This window comes from Ralstonia sp. 25mfcol4.1, assembly GCF_900104095.1.
In the GTDB taxonomy this organism is placed as follows: domain Bacteria; phylum Pseudomonadota; class Gammaproteobacteria; order Burkholderiales; family Burkholderiaceae; genus Cupriavidus.
In genome coordinates, this window is the sequence record NZ_FNJO01000002.1 from 454822 (window position 1) to 474372 (window position 19551).

16 protein-coding genes are annotated in these 19551 nt (G+C 68.0%); 8 read left to right on the top strand and 8 right to left on the bottom strand.

The window, feature by feature from the left end:
- Positions 1–30: 30 nt before the first annotated feature.
- Complete coding sequence (gene pyk, locus BLQ58_RS05160; protein ID WP_092595210.1) at positions 31–1476, bottom strand: pyruvate kinase; 1446 nt, start codon at positions 1474–1476, stop codon at positions 31–33.
- Positions 1477–1573: 97 nt separating this feature from the next.
- Entirely contained in the window at positions 1574–2770 is a 1197-nt protein-coding gene (locus BLQ58_RS05165; RefSeq protein ID WP_092595212.1) for a phosphoglycerate kinase, read from the bottom strand.
- Positions 2771–3137: 367 nt separating this feature from the next.
- On the opposite strand from BLQ58_RS05165, the gene BLQ58_RS05170 reads away from it, so the two are divergent.
- Both BLQ58_RS05170 and BLQ58_RS05175 read left to right on the top strand, forming a co-directional pair.
- Positions 3138–4247 carry a helix-turn-helix transcriptional regulator gene (locus BLQ58_RS05170; protein WP_092595214.1) on the top strand — a complete coding sequence of 370 codons (1110 nt, stop codon included), beginning with the start codon at positions 3138–3140 and terminating at the stop codon, positions 4245–4247.
- A gap of 144 nt (positions 4248–4391) precedes the next feature.
- A complete protein-coding gene (locus tag BLQ58_RS05175) occupies positions 4392–5549 on the top strand; it encodes a helix-turn-helix transcriptional regulator (RefSeq protein ID WP_092595216.1) in 1158 nt (385 codons plus the stop codon).
- Here the strand turns inward: BLQ58_RS05175 and BLQ58_RS05180 are convergent.
- From BLQ58_RS05180 to BLQ58_RS05200, 5 genes are all read right to left on the bottom strand, one after another.
- The gene (locus BLQ58_RS05180) at positions 5546–5869 is read right to left on the bottom strand and encodes an AzlD domain-containing protein (protein ID WP_092595218.1); all 324 of its coding nucleotides are present in this window, start codon (positions 5867–5869) and stop codon (positions 5546–5548) included. The genes BLQ58_RS05175 and BLQ58_RS05180 overlap by 4 nt on opposite strands.
- A complete protein-coding gene (locus BLQ58_RS05185; RefSeq protein ID WP_092595220.1) occupies positions 5866–6663 on the bottom strand; it encodes an AzlC family ABC transporter permease in 798 nt (265 codons plus the stop codon). The genes BLQ58_RS05180 and BLQ58_RS05185 overlap by 4 nt, the downstream gene beginning before the upstream one ends.
- A gap of 274 nt (positions 6664–6937) precedes the next feature.
- Positions 6938–8269 (bottom strand): MFS transporter, encoded by a 1332-nt coding sequence (locus BLQ58_RS05190; protein WP_254775809.1) that lies wholly within the window; start codon positions 8267–8269, stop codon positions 6938–6940.
- Between the two features lie 62 nt (positions 8270–8331).
- Complete coding sequence (locus tag BLQ58_RS05195) at positions 8332–9819, bottom strand: amidase (RefSeq protein WP_029051274.1); 1488 nt, start codon at positions 9817–9819, stop codon at positions 8332–8334.
- Positions 9820–10260: 441 nt separating this feature from the next.
- Complete coding sequence (locus tag BLQ58_RS05200) at positions 10261–13191, bottom strand: DEAD/DEAH box helicase (protein WP_029051275.1); 2931 nt, start codon at positions 13189–13191, stop codon at positions 10261–10263.
- A gap of 242 nt (positions 13192–13433) precedes the next feature.
- Here BLQ58_RS05200 and BLQ58_RS05205 point away from each other — a divergent pair, with 242 nt between their 5' ends.
- The 5 genes from BLQ58_RS05205 to BLQ58_RS05225 all read left to right on the top strand — a co-directional run bounded on the left by BLQ58_RS05205 (position 13434) and on the right by BLQ58_RS05225 (position 16843).
- Entirely contained in the window at positions 13434–13628 is a 195-nt protein-coding gene (locus tag BLQ58_RS05205; protein WP_029051276.1) for a zinc-finger domain-containing protein, read from the top strand.
- Between the two features lie 130 nt (positions 13629–13758).
- Entirely contained in the window at positions 13759–14781 is a 1023-nt protein-coding gene (gene waaF / locus BLQ58_RS05210; protein ID WP_029051277.1) for a lipopolysaccharide heptosyltransferase II, read from the top strand.
- A gap of 10 nt (positions 14782–14791) precedes the next feature.
- Positions 14792–15232: a YybH family protein gene (locus BLQ58_RS05215; RefSeq protein WP_029051278.1), complete on the top strand. Its 441-nt coding sequence runs from the start codon at positions 14792–14794 to the stop codon at positions 15230–15232.
- Positions 15233–15246: 14 nt separating this feature from the next.
- Complete coding sequence (locus tag BLQ58_RS05220) at positions 15247–16263, top strand: YheT family hydrolase (RefSeq protein ID WP_029051279.1); 1017 nt, start codon at positions 15247–15249, stop codon at positions 16261–16263.
- A gap of 10 nt (positions 16264–16273) precedes the next feature.
- Positions 16274–16843, top strand: a complete 570-nt coding sequence (locus BLQ58_RS05225) for a DUF2946 family protein (RefSeq protein WP_029051280.1) — start codon at positions 16274–16276, stop codon at positions 16841–16843.
- Positions 16844–16983: 140 nt separating this feature from the next.
- On the opposite strand, the gene BLQ58_RS05230 is transcribed toward BLQ58_RS05225, so the two are convergent.
- Entirely contained in the window at positions 16984–18732 is a 1749-nt protein-coding gene (locus BLQ58_RS05230; protein WP_254775820.1) for a beta-barrel assembly-enhancing protease, read from the bottom strand.
- A gap of 264 nt (positions 18733–18996) precedes the next feature.
- Between BLQ58_RS05230 and moaC the strand changes: the two genes are divergently transcribed.
- Positions 18997–19482 (top strand): cyclic pyranopterin monophosphate synthase MoaC, encoded by a 486-nt coding sequence (gene moaC, locus BLQ58_RS05235; RefSeq protein WP_029051282.1) that lies wholly within the window; start codon positions 18997–18999, stop codon positions 19480–19482.
- Positions 19483–19551 lie beyond the last annotated feature (69 nt).

Below are 19551 nucleotides of genomic sequence, written 5' to 3' on the forward strand. Positions count from 1 at the left end.
CCGTGCAGCGCACCACATCGGACGTAATCTTTACTTGAACTTGCTGCCGACCCTCACGATCTTCAGCGTGTTCGTGCCGCCGGCCTGGCCCATCGGCTCGCCGATCGTCAGCACAATGAAATCGCCATGCTGCACGGCACCCTGCGCCAGCAGCAGCTCCTCGGCCTGTTCCAGCGCCTCGTCCCGGTCGGTGCTCGACTGCAGCGGCAGCGGCACCACGTTGCGGTACAGCTGCATCTTGCGCTGCGACGCCAGATTGGGCGTCATGGCATAGATCGGCACATGGATGCGGTGACGGCTCATCCACAAAGCGGTGGCGCCCGAATCGGTCAGCGCGGCAATTGCCTTTACGCCTAGATGATAGGCCGTGAACAGCGCACCCATGGCAATCGACTGGTCGATGCGCGAGAACGTCTGGTTCAGGAAATCGGTATCGAGCTGCACGACCTCGGACTTCTCGGCCTCCAGGCAGATCGCTGCCATGGCTTCGACCGTTTCCACCGGATAGCGCCCGGCGGCAGTCTCGGCCGACGTCATCACGCCGTCGGTGCCGTCCAGCACGGCGTTGGCCACGTCCGACACCTCGGCGCGCGTCGGCACCGGGTTGACGATCATGCTTTCCATCATCTGGGTGGCCGTGATCGTCAGCTTGTTGGCCTCGCGTGCCAGGCGGATCATGCGCTTCTGCAGCGCCGGCACCGCCGCGTTGCCCACTTCCACGGCCAGGTCGCCACGGGCCACCATGATGCCGTCCGACGCATTCAGGATTTCCTCGAGCACGCCGGGGCGGATGGCCTCGGCGCGTTCGATCTTGGCGATCATGCGCGCCTTGTGGTTGTGCGGCTGGCCGGCCACGTTGGCCAGCTGGCGCGCCATTTCCATGTCGGTGGCGTTCTTCGGGAAGCTCACGGCCACGTAGTCGGCGTGCAGGGCCATGGCGGTCTTGATGTCCTCCATGTCCTTGGCGGTCAGCGCCGGCGCCGACAGCCCGCCACCCTGGCGGTTGATGCCCTTGTTGTTCGACAGGTCGCCGCCCACGCGCACCGTGGTGAAGATCTCGGTGCCGATCACGCGATCCACCACCAGCACGATCAGGCCGTCGTTGAGCAGCAGCACGTCGCCCGGGCCCACGTCGCGCGGCAGATCCTTGTAGTCCAGCCCCACGCGCTCCTGGTTGCCGGTCTCGCAGTTCGAATCCAGCACGAACGCGTCGCCGGCCTTCAGCGTGACCTTCCCGTTCTCGAACTTGCCCACGCGGATCTTGGGGCCCTGCAGGTCGGCCATGATGGCCACCTCGCGGCCGCAGGCCGTGGCGGCTTCACGCACCAGCGCGGCGCGGTCGATATGGTCCTGCGCCGTGCCGTGCGAAAAATTCAGGCGCACCACATCGACACCGGCCCCGATCATGCGGGTCAGCACTTCCAGCGAGCTGGACGCGGGGCCAATCGTGGCGACGATCTTGGTGGAACGGGTCATGCTGGCGGTTTCCTGGGGGTTAGCTGGCGTGTGGGCTTCTGGGCTTCCAAGGCATGGCTGCGGGCCGGCCGGCTCACGCCGCCGGCCCGGTCGGGTTTCAGCCGGCCGCGCGTTGTTCCAGCACTTCGAACGCCGGCAGCTTCTTGCCTTCCAGGAACTCCAGGAAGGCGCCGCCGCCGGTGGAGATGTAGCCGATGCGGTCGGCGATGCCGTACTTGGCGATGGCAGCCAGCGTGTCGCCGCCACCGGCGATCGAAAACGCCTTCGACGATGCGATGGCGTCGGCCAGCACCTTGGTGCCGTTGCCGAACTGGTCGAACTCGAACACGCCGACCGGGCCGTTCCAGACGATGGTGCCGGCGGCCTTGAGCTGGTCGGCCAGCATGGCAGCGGTCTGCGGGCCGATGTCCAGAATCATGTCGTCGTCGGCCACGTCCTTGACGTCCTTGACCGTGGCGGCAGCCGTGGCGCTGAATTCCTTGGCGCAGACCACGTCCACCGGAATCGGCACCGATGCGCCGCGCGCGGCCATGATCTCGATGATGGCGCGGGCGTCGCCCACCAGGTCGGGCTCGGCCAGCGACTTGCCGATCTTCAGCCCGGCCGCCAGCATGAACGTGTTGGCGATGCCGCCACCGACCACCAGACCGTCCACCTTGTCGGCCAGGGCCTTCAGGATGGTCAGCTTGGTGGAGACCTTCGAACCGGCCACGATGGCCACCAGCGGACGGGCCGGCTGGCCCAGCGCACGGCCCAGCGCGTCGATCTCGGCGGCCAGCAGCGGGCCGGCGCAGGCGATCGGGGCGAATTTGGCGATACCGTGGGTGGTGGCTTCGGCGCGGTGCGCGGTGCCGAAGGCGTCATTGACGTAGACGTCGCACAGCTTGGCCATCTTCCGGGCCAGTTCGTCGCTGTTCTTCTTCTCGCCCTTGTTGACGCGGCAGTTTTCCAGCAGGACCACCTGGCCGGGCGCCACTTCCACGCCGTCGACCCAGTTCTGCACCAGCTTCACCGGCTTGCCGAGCAGTTCCGACAGGCGCGTGGCGATCGGGGCCAGCGAATCCTCGGGCTTGAACTCGCCCTCGGTCGGACGGCCCAGATGTGACGTCACCATCACGGCAGCGCCGGCTTCCAGGCAGGCCTGAATGGCGGGCACCGACGCGCGGATGCGGGTGTCCTCGGTGATATTGCCTGCGTCGTCTTGCGGCACGTTCAGGTCGGCGCGGATAAACACACGCTTGCCGGTGAGTTTGCCTTGGGAAATGAGATCGGTAAGACGCAGGACAGAGGTCATGGCGATAAGAGCGGGACGGGGACGGCATACAACCGTCCACAGAAGTCGGGAAAACCGCCATTTTACCTGAACGCCGTGACGGATTTGCGCCTCCCGCGCCCGTACCGCTGACGCATCACATGGCGGCCTGACCCCGCCCCTACTTAAGGAGGGGATGTTGTCTTAACAACTTCCGGCCCGTATGCGGTAATGTACGCCCTAATGTACTAAACGTATGCATAGTCAGACACTCGAACTATTTTTGACAGTTTTGGTACATCATGACACCAGACGACAGCCGGCAAAGACTGGCTCCGCCATTTCCACGGACGTGCGCAACGGATACGTGGAAAGGAACCGATGTTGGCGAATGCAAGGGGGTAGTCAGATGGAACAAGCCGCCGCCATTCACGGCGCTATTCGCGGGTTGTATGAAGGCGTCCTCGATCCCGCCGCGTGGCAGCAAAGCCTGCGGACGCTGACCGAGATTGCCGACACGGCGCATGCGTCGATGATGGTGTGGGACACGGTGCGCGACCAGGTGACCGTCAACGAAGTGGTCAACCCGGTGGCGGAGCTGTTCACCACCTATGAGAACGATTTCCAGGCCATCGATCCGGCCAAGGCCTTCGCGCCCCGGCTGGTGCCGGGCGCGTGGTACATCGACGCGCGCGACCTGGGCCCGCAGGCCATGGCGCGCCATCCGTTTTATCGCGATTTCTTCAACCGGTTCGACCTTCGTTCGTACGTGGCCTGCCTGGTGGAACGGCAGCCGCACTACGAAGTGTATTTCTCGATGCAGCGCGCGCTGTCGCAGGACGCCTTCTCGGGCGAGGACACGCGCCGGCTCGACTGGGTCATCCCGCACATGCGCAGCGCCATTGCCATGCGCGACCGCACGCTGGCGCTGTCGACCATGGCCTCGATCTCGGCCCGCCTGCTCGAACGGCTGGCCTTCGCCGTGGGCGTCTACACGCCGGACCGGAGCCTGCTGCTGGCCAACACGGCTGGCGAACGCTGGGCGCGCCGCCTCGAACCATCGGGCAAGACCACGGCGTGGCACCTGTCGCGGCCGTTTGCCGAGATGGTGCAGGCGGCCTGCGACCCCGGCAATCCGCTAGGCGCGCAAGCCGCGCGCGCCAGCGACGATCACGGCAACCACGCCGAAGTGCTGGTCCTGCCGTTGCCGCCCACGCACGCGTTTGCGTCGCAGTGGCAGCAGCCGGCGGCGCTGGTGGTGGTGCACGAGCCGGGCGCGCCGTCCGTCCTCCTCGACACCGTCCTGCGCAACCTCTACGGCCTGACCCCGGCCGAAACGCGGCTCGCGTCGCGGCTGGCCACTGGCGAAGGCTTGCCCGAGGCAGCGCAGAACATGCGCATTCGCCACGAGACCGCGCGCACCCAGCTCAAGGCCGTCTTCCTGAAGACCGGCTGCACGAGCCAGGCGCAGTTCACCCATCTGCTGACGAAGCTGGCGGCCACGCTGGACGGGGGCTGACGCCCCTTCCGCCTCCGCCGCGCGCAATTCCGCGCCGCAGCGCCGACCACGCCTCGACCACGTCGCCCCTTTTGGAGGGTCGCGAAGCACGACGACGCCCTCGCTCGCGCGCTCGTCGTCGAAAAGGACAAAGGAAGTAACGTAATGAACACATCTGACATGCATGAGACCATTCGCGGTCTCTATCTCGGCGTCTTCGAGCCCCTTGCGTGGCAGCGCAGTCTTCATGCCCTGTGCGAACAAAGCGGCAGCATTCAGGCGTCGCTGCTGGTGCTGGATACCGTGCAGCAGACCGTGCAGGTTCGCCACCTGGTCAACCGGGCCCCCGACAACCTGGCCATCCTGCCCCCGCCCTACCGGCTGCACGGCGGCATGCCGGTGTCCGGGTCCATGGCGGTGGGCGGGTGGTATATCGACCGGCGCGGCACCGCCGGCGCCACGGCGCAGCACCAGGCCTTTCGCGGCGAATCGTTCGACGACGTGGCGCTGACAGAGGTCATGGCCTGTCTGGTCGACCGCCGTCCAGCACATGAGATCTACCTGGTGCTCCAGCGTCCGGCCAGCGAGGAGGGCTATGCGGAGGCCGACGCACGCGCGCTGGATTGGGCCATTCCGCACCTGCGCGAAGCCATGGCCCTGCGCGACCGCACGCATGCCGTCGCGGCGCGCGGCCACGTCTCTGCCGACCTGCTCGACCGGCTGCCGTTCGGGGTGGTCGTCTTTTCGGAATCGGGCAAGGTCCTGCTGGCCAATGCCGCCGGGCAACCCTGGACGCGCCGGCTGCTGGCCGGCGAGGTCGCCGACAGCAACGCCGGCATCCATGGCAATGGCAATGGCTGGCGCCTGTCGCGGCCGTTCGCCGATGTCGTGCGCGCGCTGTGCGACCCCAACACGCTGCAGCCGGCGCAGGCTATCCACGCCACCGGCGCCGATGGCCGCGGGGCACAGATCGTCTCCGTGGCGCTGACGCCGGCGCTCTACCTGTCGTCGGAATGGGAAGGACAGCCAATCCTGGTGGCCATCCACGAGATGCACGACCCGCCGCGTGCGGTGCCGGCGGTGTTGCGCGATCTCTATGGCCTGACGCCGGCCGAAAACCGGCTTGCCATGCTGTTGATCACGGGCATCGGCCTGCCCGATGCGTGCATCCAGCTCGGGATCAAGCGCGAAACCGGGCGTTCGCAGCTCAAGGCCATCTTCACCAAGACCGGTACCAGCACCCAGGCCCAGCTGGCCCATCTGCTGACCCGCCTGAGCAGCATCCTGGCCGAGCCGGCCGAGCGGGAAGCGCAGGCCGTCTAGCCCAGCAGTCGCAGCGCGGTGTACACCGCCATGCCGACCACGATCATCCCGACCATGCGTTTGGTCAGCACATAGCAGACCGTGGCGGCAATGCCCGCCATCAGCTTGTCGTTGCCGGGGCCGATCGTGAAATGGCCTTCGAACGTCAGCAGATCGGGCAGGATGATGGCCGCCAGCGCGGCGGCCGGCGCGTAGCGCAGCGCGCGCTGGATGCGGTCCGGCACCGTGACGCGCTCGCCCGCCATGAGGAACAGCGCCCGCGAGAACACGGTTACCACGGTCATGCCGAGGATAGCGATCCAGGTATCGAGATGGCTCATGCCTGGTCTCCGGTCGGCTGGCGGCCCTTGCGGGCGCGGATACCGCGCAGCGTGGCGCGCGCCGCCATCTCGTCGCTGGCCATGCCGGCGGCAATCGCGGCCACCACGGCAATCACCAGCGCCAGCCGGTACGGCAGGTCGAAGCACAGCAGCGCCACCACCGCCGCCACCACCACGGCCATCAGCGTCGAGCGCGAGTTGATCGTCGCGATCATCACCGGAATCAGCGCCAGCGTGCCGGCCAGCGCCAGGCCCCAGCTGTCCGGGAACAGGCTGGCCAGCACGATGCCGATGATCGACGACACCTGCCACGTGGCGCCGTTGATCAGCGCCATGCCCCAGAAATACCCCTCCTTGCCCGGCGCGTAGCCCGGCTCGGCGTACCGCTGCATGAAGTAGACAAAGTGCAGGTCGCCGTTGAAGAAGCCCAGCAGCGTACGGCGCCAGCCCGGCAGATAGTTGAAATGCGGCTGCAGCGCGGCGCTAAAGATCACGAAGCGCAGGTTGACGACGGCGGCCGTGAGCCAGACCGTCCAGATCGGCATGCCCGCCGCGAACAGCGGCAGCACGGCCAGCTGCGCGGACCCGGCATAGACCAGCAGCGACATGCCGATGGCCTCGGGCACCGTCAGCGCCGATTTGCTCATGGCCACCCCGGTGACCAGGCCCCAGGAAAATACCGCGGGCAGCGAGGGCGCGAAGAATCGCGCGCCGTCGAGAAAGGCGTTGCGCTCCACCTCGGCAAAGCGATGCCAGAGGCGCAACCACACCGGGGACGACTGTCGGGGTGTCATGGCGAGATGAGAAGAGACGGTACGGCAGGCCGTCTTGTGTGCGGCATTGCCGTCAGGAAGGACCAACGGCCACGCTCGAAACGCGTGGCCGATGGCGGAACAGCCATTATAGGGCCGCTGGCGCCGCTGGTAAGCAGCGGCTTAATTGCGCGCGGGGCGACTGTTGTTTCAAGGTCAAAGCGCCGCCGTCACATGGTCGATCGGCCGCCCCCACCCGGCTCCGGCCGCACACGTCGCCCCTTTGACCGCACCGTGCGGACGAATCCGGTCCGGTTCAGGCGGGCTTGCTGGCTGGCGCGGCAGGCGCCAGCGGCACGGCGGTGGCGCCCACGGGGTCGGTGGCATCGTCGTGGTCGCCGCCTCCGGCCTGTCCCAGGTCGATGCCCGAGGTCTCGGGCAGCAACGCCGCCGAAACCATCACCAGCGCGTAGCCGACGCCGGCCACCATGGCGATGGCCAGTGCCAGCGACGTGCGGCCGCTGTTGAGCCAGCCCACGGCCAGCGGGAAGAACGATCCGATCACGCGGCCCATGTTGTACGCCACGCCGTAGCCGGTGGCCCGCACGCTGCTCGGGTACGACTCCGAAATCGTGGCGCCGATGCCCGAGAACACGCCCTGCATCAGCACCCCGAGCGGAAAGCCAAGGAACAGCATCGACGTGTTCGATACCGGGATCACCATGTAGATCATGGCCATCACGAACGCGCCGGCCGCAAAGGCGATGTAGGTCAGGCGCCGGCCCCAACGATCGGTGGCATAGGCGCCGGCCACGTAGCCGACCAGCGATCCCAGGATCGTCACGGCCAGATAGGAACTGGTGCCGAATACCGACAGCCCGCGCTCGGTCTTCAGGAACGTCGGCAGCCACGTGGCAATGGCGTAGTAGGCACCGAGCATGCCACCCGACAGCAGGCTGCACAGCAGCGTCTTCTTCAGCAGCGGCTTGCGGAACACGCGCGCCAGGTCCGCGGTGGCCGACACCTTGCCGCGCTCCGCCCGGCTCTTCAGGAAGACTTCGGGCTCCTCCAGGTTGCGGCGCAGGTAGACCACCACCAGCGCGGGTAGGATGCCCAGGAAGAAGCAGACCCGCCACGCCGTTTCCGGCTCGAACAGGTTGAAGGTGATGGCATAGGCGATAGCCGCGCCGCCCCAGCCGAACGAATAGCTGCTGGCCGTGAAGCCCGAGTATTTGCCGCGATGCGCCGGATTGCGGATCAGTTCGGTCACCAGCACCATGCACAGCGACGATTCGCCGCCGAAGCCCAAGCCCTGCAGCATGCGGAATACCATCAGCTGTTCTGGCGAATTGGCGATGCCGCACAGGAAGCAGGACACCGCGAACACCAGGATGGTCCAGCGCAGCACGCGTACCCGGCCAAAGCGGTCGGCCAGCAGCCCCGCGCCGACGGCGCCCACCAGCGACGACACCAGCGTCCATGTGACGATGGCCCCGGCCATCGACTTGCTCATGCCCCACTGCGCCAGCAGCGTCGAAATCAGGAACGAATAGATCATGAAGTCGAACACGTCGACAGCATGCCCCAGGAACGCCCCGTAGAACCCCTTGCGCTCGGCGCGCGACAACTCCTTGAACCAGTCCAGCATGATCGCCCTCCCCTTTTAGCGATTTTGCGATGCAGCGATGTCGTAACTTGAGATGTGGTGATTTAACGATTTGGCGATGCAGCAATGGGCGGTGGCCGGAAGCCATGGCCGGCGTCTTCGAGCAACTGCGCGAAACGCAGCGATGTGAGGTCGCCGTAGCGGCGCGCCACGATCTGCACGCCCACCGGCAAGCCGTCGCGCGCCGGGCCGATTGGCGCTACCGTCGAAGGCAGACCGCACAGCCCCGAATGGCCGGCCCAGAACAGCTGCGACGTCAGCGGCCACGGCTGGCCATTGACCGTGATCGTGCGTTGCCACGGCTCCCCTTCTTCGTCGAGCGGAAAGGCCGTGGTGGACGCGGCTGGGCATAGCAATACGTCGAAGTCGCCGAAGAAACGATTCCAGGCACGGGCGAAGGTCTCACGGGCATGCTGCATCAGCAGCCAGTGCCGATGGCTCAGCGCGGCACCGGTGAACTGCAGCAAGGCGTAGTCGGCGTCGTCGCCGTCAGGGTTGCCGGCACGTGCCAGCGCATCGGCAAACGCGGCGTCATCCATATGCAGCGACGTCGTCGCGCGCAACAGCAGCACGTAGATGCGCCACAGCTGCGCGGCATCGAAGTCGGGACGGACGTTCCAGGCCACCTGGGCGCCGGCCGCCTCCAGTTGGCGTCCGAGTTGCCCGATGGCGCCGCTGACCGTGTCGTCGACTTCGGCCAGCGGGTGGCTCGGCAGCACAGCCACGCGGAAATCGGACAGTCGGGTGTGGTCGCACGATGGCAGGTCGAGCTGCCATGCCGGTGCGTCGGCGGCATCTGGCCCGACGATGGCGCGCAGCACCAGTTCCAGGTCGCGCGCGCTGCGGGCCACGGGGCCGGCCACGTTGATGTCCTGCTCCGCAAACCCGGCGCGGGCGTTGCCATGGCCGCGCAACGGCACGATGCCGTGGCTGCTCTTGTGCGAGAACACGCCGCAGTAATGCGCCGGGTTGCGCAGCGACGAGCCGATGTCCGAGCCGATATCGAAATAGCTCATGCCGGCGCAGACGGCCGCTGCACTGCCGCCCGACGACCCGCCCGGCGTGCGCGACAGGTCGTGCGGATTGCGCGTGGTGCCGTAGACCGCGTTGTAGCTCTGCCAGTCGCGCAGGCCCAGCGGCACGTTGGTCTTGCCCAGCAGCACGGCGCCGTGCGCGCGCAGGCGCTCCACCACCACGGCGTCGGCACCCGCGCGATGGGCGGCGCGCGCCGGCACGCCGCACGTGGTTGGCCATCCGGCGACATCGAACGATTCCTTGATCGAGAACGGCACGCCGTCGAGCGGCCCGCGCGAACGGCCCGCCTGCCGGCGGGCATCGCTTTGCGCGGCCGCCTCGCGGGCCGCCTCGAAATCCGCCAGCACGATCGCATTGACCTGGCCGTGATCGGCGTCCCAGGCCGCCTTGCACGCATCGACCAGCGCCACCGCCGTGGTCTCGCCACGCGCCAAATGCGCGGCGGCAACGTGGGCGGGCATCCAGCGGACATCTGGCCGGGACGGATCGACCGGCATGGGGTCAGGCAGCGTCACAGTGGCTCCGTTTTGTCATGGGTGCGGCGCATGAGGTGTGGCCGCACCTGTGGGGGCATGTTGGAAGGGAGGCGTCTTGGATCGACAGCTCGGTATACTATATTCCGTAATCGGGGAATCTCAAGGCAGTATTTATGCCAAGTCTGGATGCACCGCAGCAAGGGCGGGGCGAGCGCGGGAAGGGTTCCCTCCAGCGGTTGCAGCACAGAGCCTGGAGGGAGATGGCGGGCTGATCGCACGCCCGCCACGCCCAAAAAGCATGGCTGACTGGAAAGACCTGCGATTGTGCGCCCGCACCAAAATTGTGAGGAATTTGTATACCGTTTGGTGCAGGCGTGTCGATTGTGGACCCGCCCGCCCCTCTGCTCGGCCTCTCCTGCCCTTCCCGCGCGATGCGGGGAGCCAACTGCCGGATCGGCAAGCTCAGCGCCGCAGCAAACCCACCAGTTCGTCGATATCGGGTAGCGGCACGTCGCGGCCGGTGGCTTCATCGGCGGACGCGTCGAGCACCCCTTCGGCCAGAGCCCGCTTGCCCTGGTGCAGATCGACGATGCGTTCCTCGATCGTGCCGGCGGTGATGAGCCGGTAGACCGTGACCGGCCGCTGCTGGCCGATGCGGTGCGCGCGGCCCATCGCCTGGTCTTCCGCGGCCGGGTTCCACCACGGGTCCGCGATCACGACGTAGTCGGCCGCGGTCAGGTTCAGGCCAAAGCCCCCCGCCTTCAGGCTGATCAGGAACACGTCGCCCTCGCCGGCCTGGAAGGCCGCCACGCGCCGGGTGCGCTCGGCGGCGGGCGTGGCGCCGTCGAGGTACTGGCAGACCAGTCCGGCCTCGTCCAGTGGCTGGCGCAGCAACTGCAGGAAATCGACGAACTGGCTGAATACCAGCGTCTTGTGGCCATTGGCCGCCAGCGTGGCCGCCAGTTCGGCGAAGGCACGCACCTTGGCGCCGGGGCGGGCGGTCTCGGGCGTGACCAGGCGCGGATCGCAGGCCGCGCGGCGCATGCGCATCAGTTGCGCCAGCACGTGGATGCGCGCCTGCGGCTCGGGTAGCGTGGCGCGCGCCTTGCGCTCCTTCTTCGGCCGCAACAGCGCGCGTTCGGCCTCTGACAGCGCCTGGCGGCGCAGCGCCTCGTAGTGCGCGGCCTCGGCCGGTTCAGGGGCCACACGGATCACGAGTTCCGTGCGGGATGGCAGTTCGTCCAGAACCTGCGCCTTGGTCCGGCGCAAGACGAATGGCGCGATCATTCGACGCAAGCGGGTACGCGGGTCGCGGGCGCCGTTGCGTTCGATCGGATTCGCAAAATGCTCGTTGAAGCGCGCCAGCGATCCCAGCAGACCCGGGTTGCAGAAGCGCATCACGGCCCAGAGTTCCGCCAGGCGGTTTTCCACTGGCGTCCCGGACAGGGCGATACGGCAGTCGGCCTGCAACGCAAACATCGCCTGCGCGCGTCGCGACGACGGGTTCTTGAACGACTGTGCCTCGTCAGCCACCACCGTATGCCAGGACCGCTCGCAGAACGCGCGGCGCGCCTGCTGCAGCAGGTTGTACGAGACGATCACGAGATCGTGCGCGCCTGCCTCTTCGACGATTGCCGACCGGTCGCCTTCGGCGTAGACCCGCACCTGCAGCGCGGGCGCAAAGCGTCGCGCCTCGGCCGCCCAGTTGCCGCACACCGACGTGGGGGCCACCACCAGCGCCGGGCCGCCCGCCGCGCGCGCCAGCAGCACGGCCAGCGACTGCAGCGTCTTGCCCAGGCCCATGTCGTCCGCCAGACAGGCGCCGAACCCGGCGTCGGCCAGCGACATCATCCAGCGATAGCCTTCCGCCTGGTACGCGCGCAGGTCGGCAGCCAGCGTGGCGGGTAGCGGGGCATCGGCCTCGCGCGCGATGTGCAGCCGCTTCACGCGCGTGCGGAAGTGCGCGTCGGGATCGATGCCGACGCCGGCCAGCACGTCGTCGAGCCACGGCGTGGCCACCAGCGGCACGCGGATGCCATCGCGCACGCCGTCGCCCACGGCGGCCAGATCGCGCAGGCGCTCGCGCAGCTGGCGGGTCAGCGCCACGTACACGCCGTGGTCCATCGCGATAAAGCGGCCCGCATGGCCATGGGCCCAGGCCACGAGCTTTTCCAGCGACAGCACCAGGCCTTCGGCCACGTGCAGTTCGCCCACCAGCTTGAACCATTCGCTGCCGGTTTCCACGCTGACCGCCAGTTGCGGCAGGTCGGCGGACAGCACGCGCAGTGCGCGGCCGCGCGGCCATTCGAGGTCGATCACGCCGGCCAGGCCCGGCAGGGTCTCGATCACGGTCAGCGCGTCTTCGGGGTCGTCCAGCGTCCAGCTATGTTCACCGCCGGCGGGCGCCTGCTGCACCAGGAACGGCAGCGCATCGAACACCTCGGCCACATGGGCCTGCTCGGCGGCCAGGTCGCGATGGGTGACCAGCGTGTCGCCGCCAATCGTCGCCATCAACTGGGCGCGGCCATGGGCAGGGGCCAGCCGCGGGCCAAGTGGCCCGAGCGGCGTCACCACCAGGCGCAGGCTGATGCCACGCCCGACCGGCGCCACTTCGGCCCGCAGCCGCGATTCGGGGTCGCGTTCGCGCGCTTCGCCCGAACTGTCCGCGTGGATCTGGAAGTGGCCCGCCAGCGTGCGCAAGGTGCTGTCCAGCCGCGCCTGCGCGGTGGCCGGCACGGTCAGGCCGCCGGCGATCAGCTTGGCCGCCTCCTGCTGGGCCGGCGTGAAGCGGATCACCCGCAGGCGGCGCGCGCCGTCCTGCAGCACCGTCACCTGGCGCAGGGCTTCGGCTTCCTGTTTCGCGGCGGCCGGCAGGAAGTCCTCCATCGACTTCGGCGCGCGCATGGGCGGCGCGATGCGCAGCTGGAAGCGGTCGCCTTCGCGCACGGCCTCCAGCGCGGGTGTCGCCTCAAGCACCTCCATCGGCACGGTAGGCGCGTGCGCCAGTACCACGGCAGGGTGGCCGACCAGCGCCATGATGGCGGCCGCGCGGTCCAGCACCAGACGGCGATTGCGCGAACCGTCGCGCCGGATGGCGCGCGCCACGCGGGCATCCCAGGGCGGCAGGGTGTCGTCGTCGGCCACGCGCGCCAGCGTCACGGGGCGCGGGCGCGTCCAGCCGCGCGCGCCCCAGCTTTGCTCCATCGGCTCGATGGTGCCGATCTCGCCGTCCGCGTCGAGCGTCAGCGCCCACACCAGGCGGCGGCCCGTGCCGGTGGCGTCCGGGGCGGGTTCGCCGCCAGCCAGTGCCGCGAGCGCGCCCAGCGCGTCCTGCCAGCGGTCGCCGCTGGTCGGATCGTCAGGTTCGTGGGAGGTGGGATCGGGCTGGGGCACTGGGAACAGGCGGCGCGCTGGTCGGGACGAAGGTGCGATTGTAGAACGCTGTGTGTGCCGCGCCGCGTTGGCACGCAAGGCCCCCCGGCTTACAATGGCGCCTTTACGGCTTTTGTCTGTGCCACGCGTGCTTCGCGGCCGTGGGCGGTACCGACGAGAAGTACGGGAAGTGGCTGACGCCGGTCTGATCCGGTGCCATCGGCACCTATCCGCATCCATCCCTGCAAAACAACCGCAAGACCATGACGCAAACCGCAACCGTCGTCGAAATCGGCGCAGAAGACATTCCGCTGCATTGCCCCACCGGCAACACCCCGGCCTGGAACTACCACCCCCGCGTGTTCCTGGACGTGGTGGATACCGGCGAAGTGAAGTGCCCGTACTGCGGCACCGTGTACAAGCTCAAGCCGGGCACCGTGCTGAAGGGTCACCACTGACCCGCCCGGCCAACGCCTCTTCCTGCCGTTTCGACCTGACGCCCCGGGCCGCCCCGCGCCCCGGGGCGTTGACATGCCCGGGCAAGCAAATCAGGGCCACGCAACAAAGGGCCAGGCAATACCCACAGACATGAAAAAAGCCCTAGTCATCGCCCCTAACTGGATTGGCGACGCGCTGATGGCGCAGCCGCTGTTCGCGCTGCTCAAGGCGCGCCATCCACGCCTGGTCATCGACGCCCTGGCACCCAAATGGGTGGCCCCGGTGCTGGCGCGCATGCCCGAGATCAGCAAGGTGTTCCCGAGCGATCTGGCGCACGGCAAGCTGCAGCTCAGCGCGCGGCTGATGTTCGCCCAGCAGCTCAAGCACGAAGGCTACGACGTGGCCTATGTGCTGCCGAACTCGCTGAAATCGTCGCTGATTCCGTTCCTGGCCGGCATCCCGCTGCGCGTCGGCTATCGTGGCGAAGCGCGCTTCGGCATGCTCAACGTGCGCCATGCCAATCCGCCGCGCGACAAGCGTCCGCCGATGGTCGAGCATTACGCCCGGCTGGCGCTCAAGCCCGGCGCCCGGCTGCCCGAATCGATTCCCGATCCGCGTCTCAAGGTGGATCCGGCGCGCGTGGCCGCCACCGCCGGGCGCTTCGGCATCGCCCCTGGCACGCGCGTGATCGCGTTCTGTCCCGGAGCGGAATACGGCCCGGCCAAACGCTGGCCCGCCGCGCACTTCGCGGCGCTGGCGCAGATGCTGCGCCGGTCCTATCCGTATGCACAGATCGTCACGCTGGGGTCGAGCAAGGATGCCGAGATCGCCGAAGAGATCGTGCAGGGCGCGCCCTTCGTGCGCAACCTGTGCGGCCAGACATCGCTGGACGATGCCGTGGACCTGCTGGCGCTGTCCGAGGCCGCGGTCTGCAACGACTCCGGCCTGATGCATGTGACCGCCGCGCTGAACCGGCCCCAGGTGGCCGTCTATGGTTCGAGCGACCCCCGCCATACGCCCCCACTGTCACAGGCTGCGAGTATCATGTGGCTGCAACTCGAGTGCAGCCCCTGCTTCAAGCGCGAGTGCCCGCTGGGCCACCTGCGCTGCCTGAAGGAAATCGAACCCGAAATGGTGTTCGTCGAGTTGCGCAAGCTCCTGCACCGTCCCTGACCCAATCAACATGCCCCGTTTCGCCCGTCTGTTCGATTCCGCCGAAGACATCGTCGAGGCCTTCCGTGAAGCCATGAAGCTGCGCGACGCCGATGGCGCGCTGCGCCTCTGGCTGGACGAGGATTCGGTCACCTGTGTGATGCCCGACGGCCAGCGCCTGATCGGTCATGAGAACCTGCGCCTGGCCTTTGCGCAATTGCTGGAAGAGCAGCCCGTGCTGATCGACGCCATCGAGACCAGCAGCCACGCGTCGCTGGGCGTGTCGATCTTCGACGTCACCGAGGCGCTGCGCTTTGGCGAAGGCCGTGTGGAAGCCGACCTGTTCGTCCACACCACCTATGTGCTGATGCAGAACCACGAAGGCTGGCGCCTGGCCCATATCCACTGCAGCCCGGCCAACGCCGTGCAGGTGGCCGCCGTGGCCGCCGCACCGGGGCAGGCCCTGCATTGACGGCTGCGCGGGCCATGCTGTTCGGCGACACGTTCCAGACACCCTGGTGGCTGCGCGGCGGCCACGCCCAGACCATCCTGCCGGCCCGCTTCACGCGGCACCGCCGCATCGCGTTCCGCCGCGAACGCTGGACCACGCCGGACGGCGACTTCATCGACCTCGACTGGACCACGCACCCGACCGCGCCCGAAGCGCCGCTGGTGGTGATGTTCCACGGCCTTGAGGGCGACTCCAGCAGCCACTACGCGCAGACGCTGATGACGGCGCTGCACGACCGTGGCTGGCAAGGCGTGATTCCGCATTTCCGTGGCTGCTCGGGTGAACTGAACCAGGCGCCGCGCTTCTATCATTCGGGCGATTCGGCCGAGATCCGCTGGGTACTGCACCGGCTGCGCGACCAGCAGCGGGCCACCGGGCCCGGCCGGCCGATGCTGGCCGTGGGCATCTCGCTGGGCGGCAACGCGCTGCTGCGATTCCTGGGCGAGGATGGCAGCGAGGCCAGCTTCCTGCGCGGTGCGGCAGCCATCTCGGCGCCGCTGGATCTGGCGGCCGGTGGCGCCGCGCTGTCGAGCGGCTTCAACATGCTCTACACGCGCATGTTCCTGCAGACGCTCAAGCGCAAGTCGCTGGCCAAGCTCGACCAGTTTCCGGGCCTGTTCGACCGCGAAACCATGCTGCGCAGCCGCGACCTGTACGCGTTCGACAATGTGGTGACCGCGCCGCTGCATGGCTTTCGCGATACCGACGACTACTGGGCCCGCGCCGCCAGCAAACCCATCCTGGGCGAGATCCGCATTCCGACGCTGGTGCTCAATGCCCGGAACGACCCGTTCCTGCCCGCCCGGCACCTGCCCGGCCCCGCCGATGTCAGCGCGGACGTGCTGCTGGAGCAGCCCGAGTACGGCGGCCACGTCGGCTTCATGACGCCGCGCGGCGGCCTGCTGGGCCAACTGCCGCTGCTGCCGCGCGCCGGCCATATCGAATGGCTGCCCGAGCGGATCCTGGGCTTCTTCGACAGCATCGGCATATAAAGGAGACACCATGGATGAAGTGGTCAAGCAAGCCATGGCACGCTGGCCGAACGTGCCGAACTGCTTCGGCTGGCTGGCGCTGGACCGGCGCGGTCAATGGCGCATGCGCAACGAATTCGCGCAGCAGCACGGGCTTTCCGGCGACCCGATCCGCCATGAGGCGCTGATCGGTTTTATCGAACGCAACTACACGCACGACGGGCGCGGCGGCTGGTATTTCCAGAACGGCCCGCAGCGCGTGTTCGTGTCGCTGGCGTATGCACCGTGGATCGCGCGCCTGCACAACGGCGCGCTGACCACGACCACCGGCCGGGCATTCACGCCGGCCGCGTGCTTTGCCGACGAGCACGGCAATGTCGTGCTGTCCGGAATCGTGGAAGGGGTGGAGGGCGAGCAGGCAGCGCTGCTGCACGATCACGACCTGGACGCCTTCAGCACGGCCAGCGACTGGCATGGCGAGGCATGCGCGGCGGTACTGGGCGTCTTTCACTACGCCGGGCGCGATCTCGACATCGAGCCGATCGCGGAAGCGGAAGTGCCGAAGCGGTTCGGCTTCGTGCGGACGCCGGCGGCGGAGTAAGGCGGACTAGCGCGGACCAGCGCGGACTAGGGCGGACCAAGGCGGACGAGGGCGAAACACGGTGGAGGAAGGCGAAACACGGCGGAGTCGCCCCCCGCCGCCGGGACGCTGGTGGCGAAGTCACCCCCCGCCGCCGGGCGCTAGTTTGGCATGCCCTTGTTGTCCTGCCGGTCTTCCTTGAACTGCAGCTGGAGCTGGTGCAGGCGGGCATCGACCTCAGACAGCGTATAGAAATCGCCGTCTCCGGCCTTGCGCGCTATCTGCAGTTGTTCGATGGCTGCCTGGTACGAGCCGTCCATCGCATATTTCTCGGCCAGTGCCTGATGCTGCTGCAGCCGCTTGCCCTGCGCGGCATAGGCACGCGCCAGCAATTCCCACCATTCCGACCGGCCCGTTTCCTCGCGCGTGCGCGAGCGCAGGAAGGTCACGGCGTCATCCAGCCGGTTGGTGGCCAGCAGCGTGTCGGCATAGGTCAGCGCGGCCGCGTGCGAGAGCGGGAAGGCCTTCAGCGTAGCGGACGCCTGCGTGAGCGCGTCCTGATGGCGGCCCGCGCTGCGCGCCAGTTCCACCGCCATCACATCCAGCATCGGCGTACCCGACGTGGCGCCCGGAATCGTGCCGTAAAGGCGACGTGCCTCGGCCAGGGCCTTGTCGGCATCCACGAAGCGGCCGAGCTGCTGGTTGGCGAACGCGATGCCGTAGTACACCGCCGGCAGCCGGACAGGCGGGGCCTTGGACACCTGCGCCTGGAACGAGGCCAGCAGGTTGCGCAGGTCGTTCGGCGTGGGCGACTGCAACACCGCCGCACGCACGCGGGCGAATTCATAGTCGGGCGTATTGCCAACCTTGTGCGCGGCCACGTGCCGCACGCGATCCTGCATGTCGGCGATACGCTCGGAAGTCAGCGGGTGGGTGCGCACGTAGGCGGGCACGGAATTGTCCGAGATCCCCATCACGCGCTGCAGGCGCTGGAAGAAATCGGGCATGCCCTGCGGGTCGAAGCCCGCGGCGGTCATGATCTGGAAGCCGACGCGATCGGCCTCGCGCTCGGCGCCCCGCGAAAACGACAGCTGGTTGGCGATGGCCGCGCCCTGCCCGCCCATGGCCAGGGCCGCCGCCGCGTCGCCGCTCTTGGTGGCGGCCAGGCCGGCCAGCACCATCGACGCCAGCGCAATCCACATCGACTGGTCCTGGCTGGTGATGCCGCGTGCGATATGCCGCTGCATGACGTGGCCGATTTCATGGCCAAGCACCGACGCCAGTTCGGATTCCGTATCGGACTGCACCAGCAGCCCCGTGTGCACGCCGATATAGCCGCCCGGCATGGCGAACGCGTTGATCGACCGGTCACGCACGCCGAACAGTTCGAACCCGGTGGCAAAGGTGCCCGCGCCGTTGGATCCGGCGATGTTCATGCGCCGCGCGGCCTGCACCAGACGATAGCCGAGCGCGTTCAGGTAATCGTTCAGCAGGGCATCCGACACATAGTCCGGATCACGCCGGATGCTGCGCATGATGCGGTCGCCCAGCCGCTTTTCCATGTCCGGCGACAGCGACGCCGTGGACGGATCGCCCAGGTCCGGCAACTGGATGCCGGCGCTTTCCACCACCGTGTTGCCGCTGCGCAGGCCGAATTCCGACTTCTGGCCGGCGCGAACGCTGCGGTTGAGGTTGTCATAGACCTGGTCGCTGACCGCGCCGTTCAGGGTGGGCACTGGCGCCGGCACCGATGGGGACAGCGTGGCCGTGGTGGGGGATGCGGATACCCCCGGTGTTGCCGTGGCCAGCTTCGCGTTGGCGGCCGCCGCGGCACTGGTTCGCCCCGGCTGCGCCGTCGTCGTGGAAGGGGGCGTCGGCGACGTGCCCTGCGGCCATGCCGGGGCGGCCATGGTCAGCACGAGCGCAGCCGCGACGGCGCGCGTCAGATGTGACGCACGGACGGCAGGCACGGTGGGCGCCGGGGCGCGGACACTCGACCGGGCGGGCAGGCGGCGAGTCCATGATGTCTTGGGCATGTTGCTATGATAGCGGCCTCTGGAGGCCGTTCCCATCGGGCTCGCCCCAGCGCGGGCCCCCGTTGTTTTGCACCACGTTCCGGCCCCATGCGATCACGCTGCCCGCCGACCTTTGCCCCTTATCTCCCTTTGCCGCCCATGAGTCAGCTCACCCACTTCGACACCGCCGGCCAGGCCCACATGGTCGACGTTGGCAACAAGACCAGCACCCATCGCGTGGCCGTGGCCACCGGCACGATCACGATGCTGCCCGAAACGTTCGCGCTGGTCCGCGACGGCACCGCCAAAAAGGGCGACGTGCTAGGCATTGCCCGCGTGGCGGCCATCATGGCCACCAAGCGTACGGCCGACCTGATCCCGCTGTGCCACCCCATCGGCCTGACCCGCGTGGCCGTCGACTTCGCGCTCGACGAACCGAGCTCCACCATCGCGTGCGTGGTGCGCACCGAAACCCACGGCCAGACCGGCGTGGAAATGGAAGCCCTGACCGGCGTACAGGTGGCCCTGCTGACCATCTACGACATGTGCAAGGCGGTGGATCGGGGCATGGTGATGGGCAACGTGAAGCTGCTGGAAAAGCATGGGGGGAAGTCGGGGGATTGGGTGGCGGGCGGCACTAAGTGATTGTTTTGTAAGCCTTGGCCCGACACCACCATCGGCTACCGCAGTTGCGCAAAGCATCGCTGGCTTGAC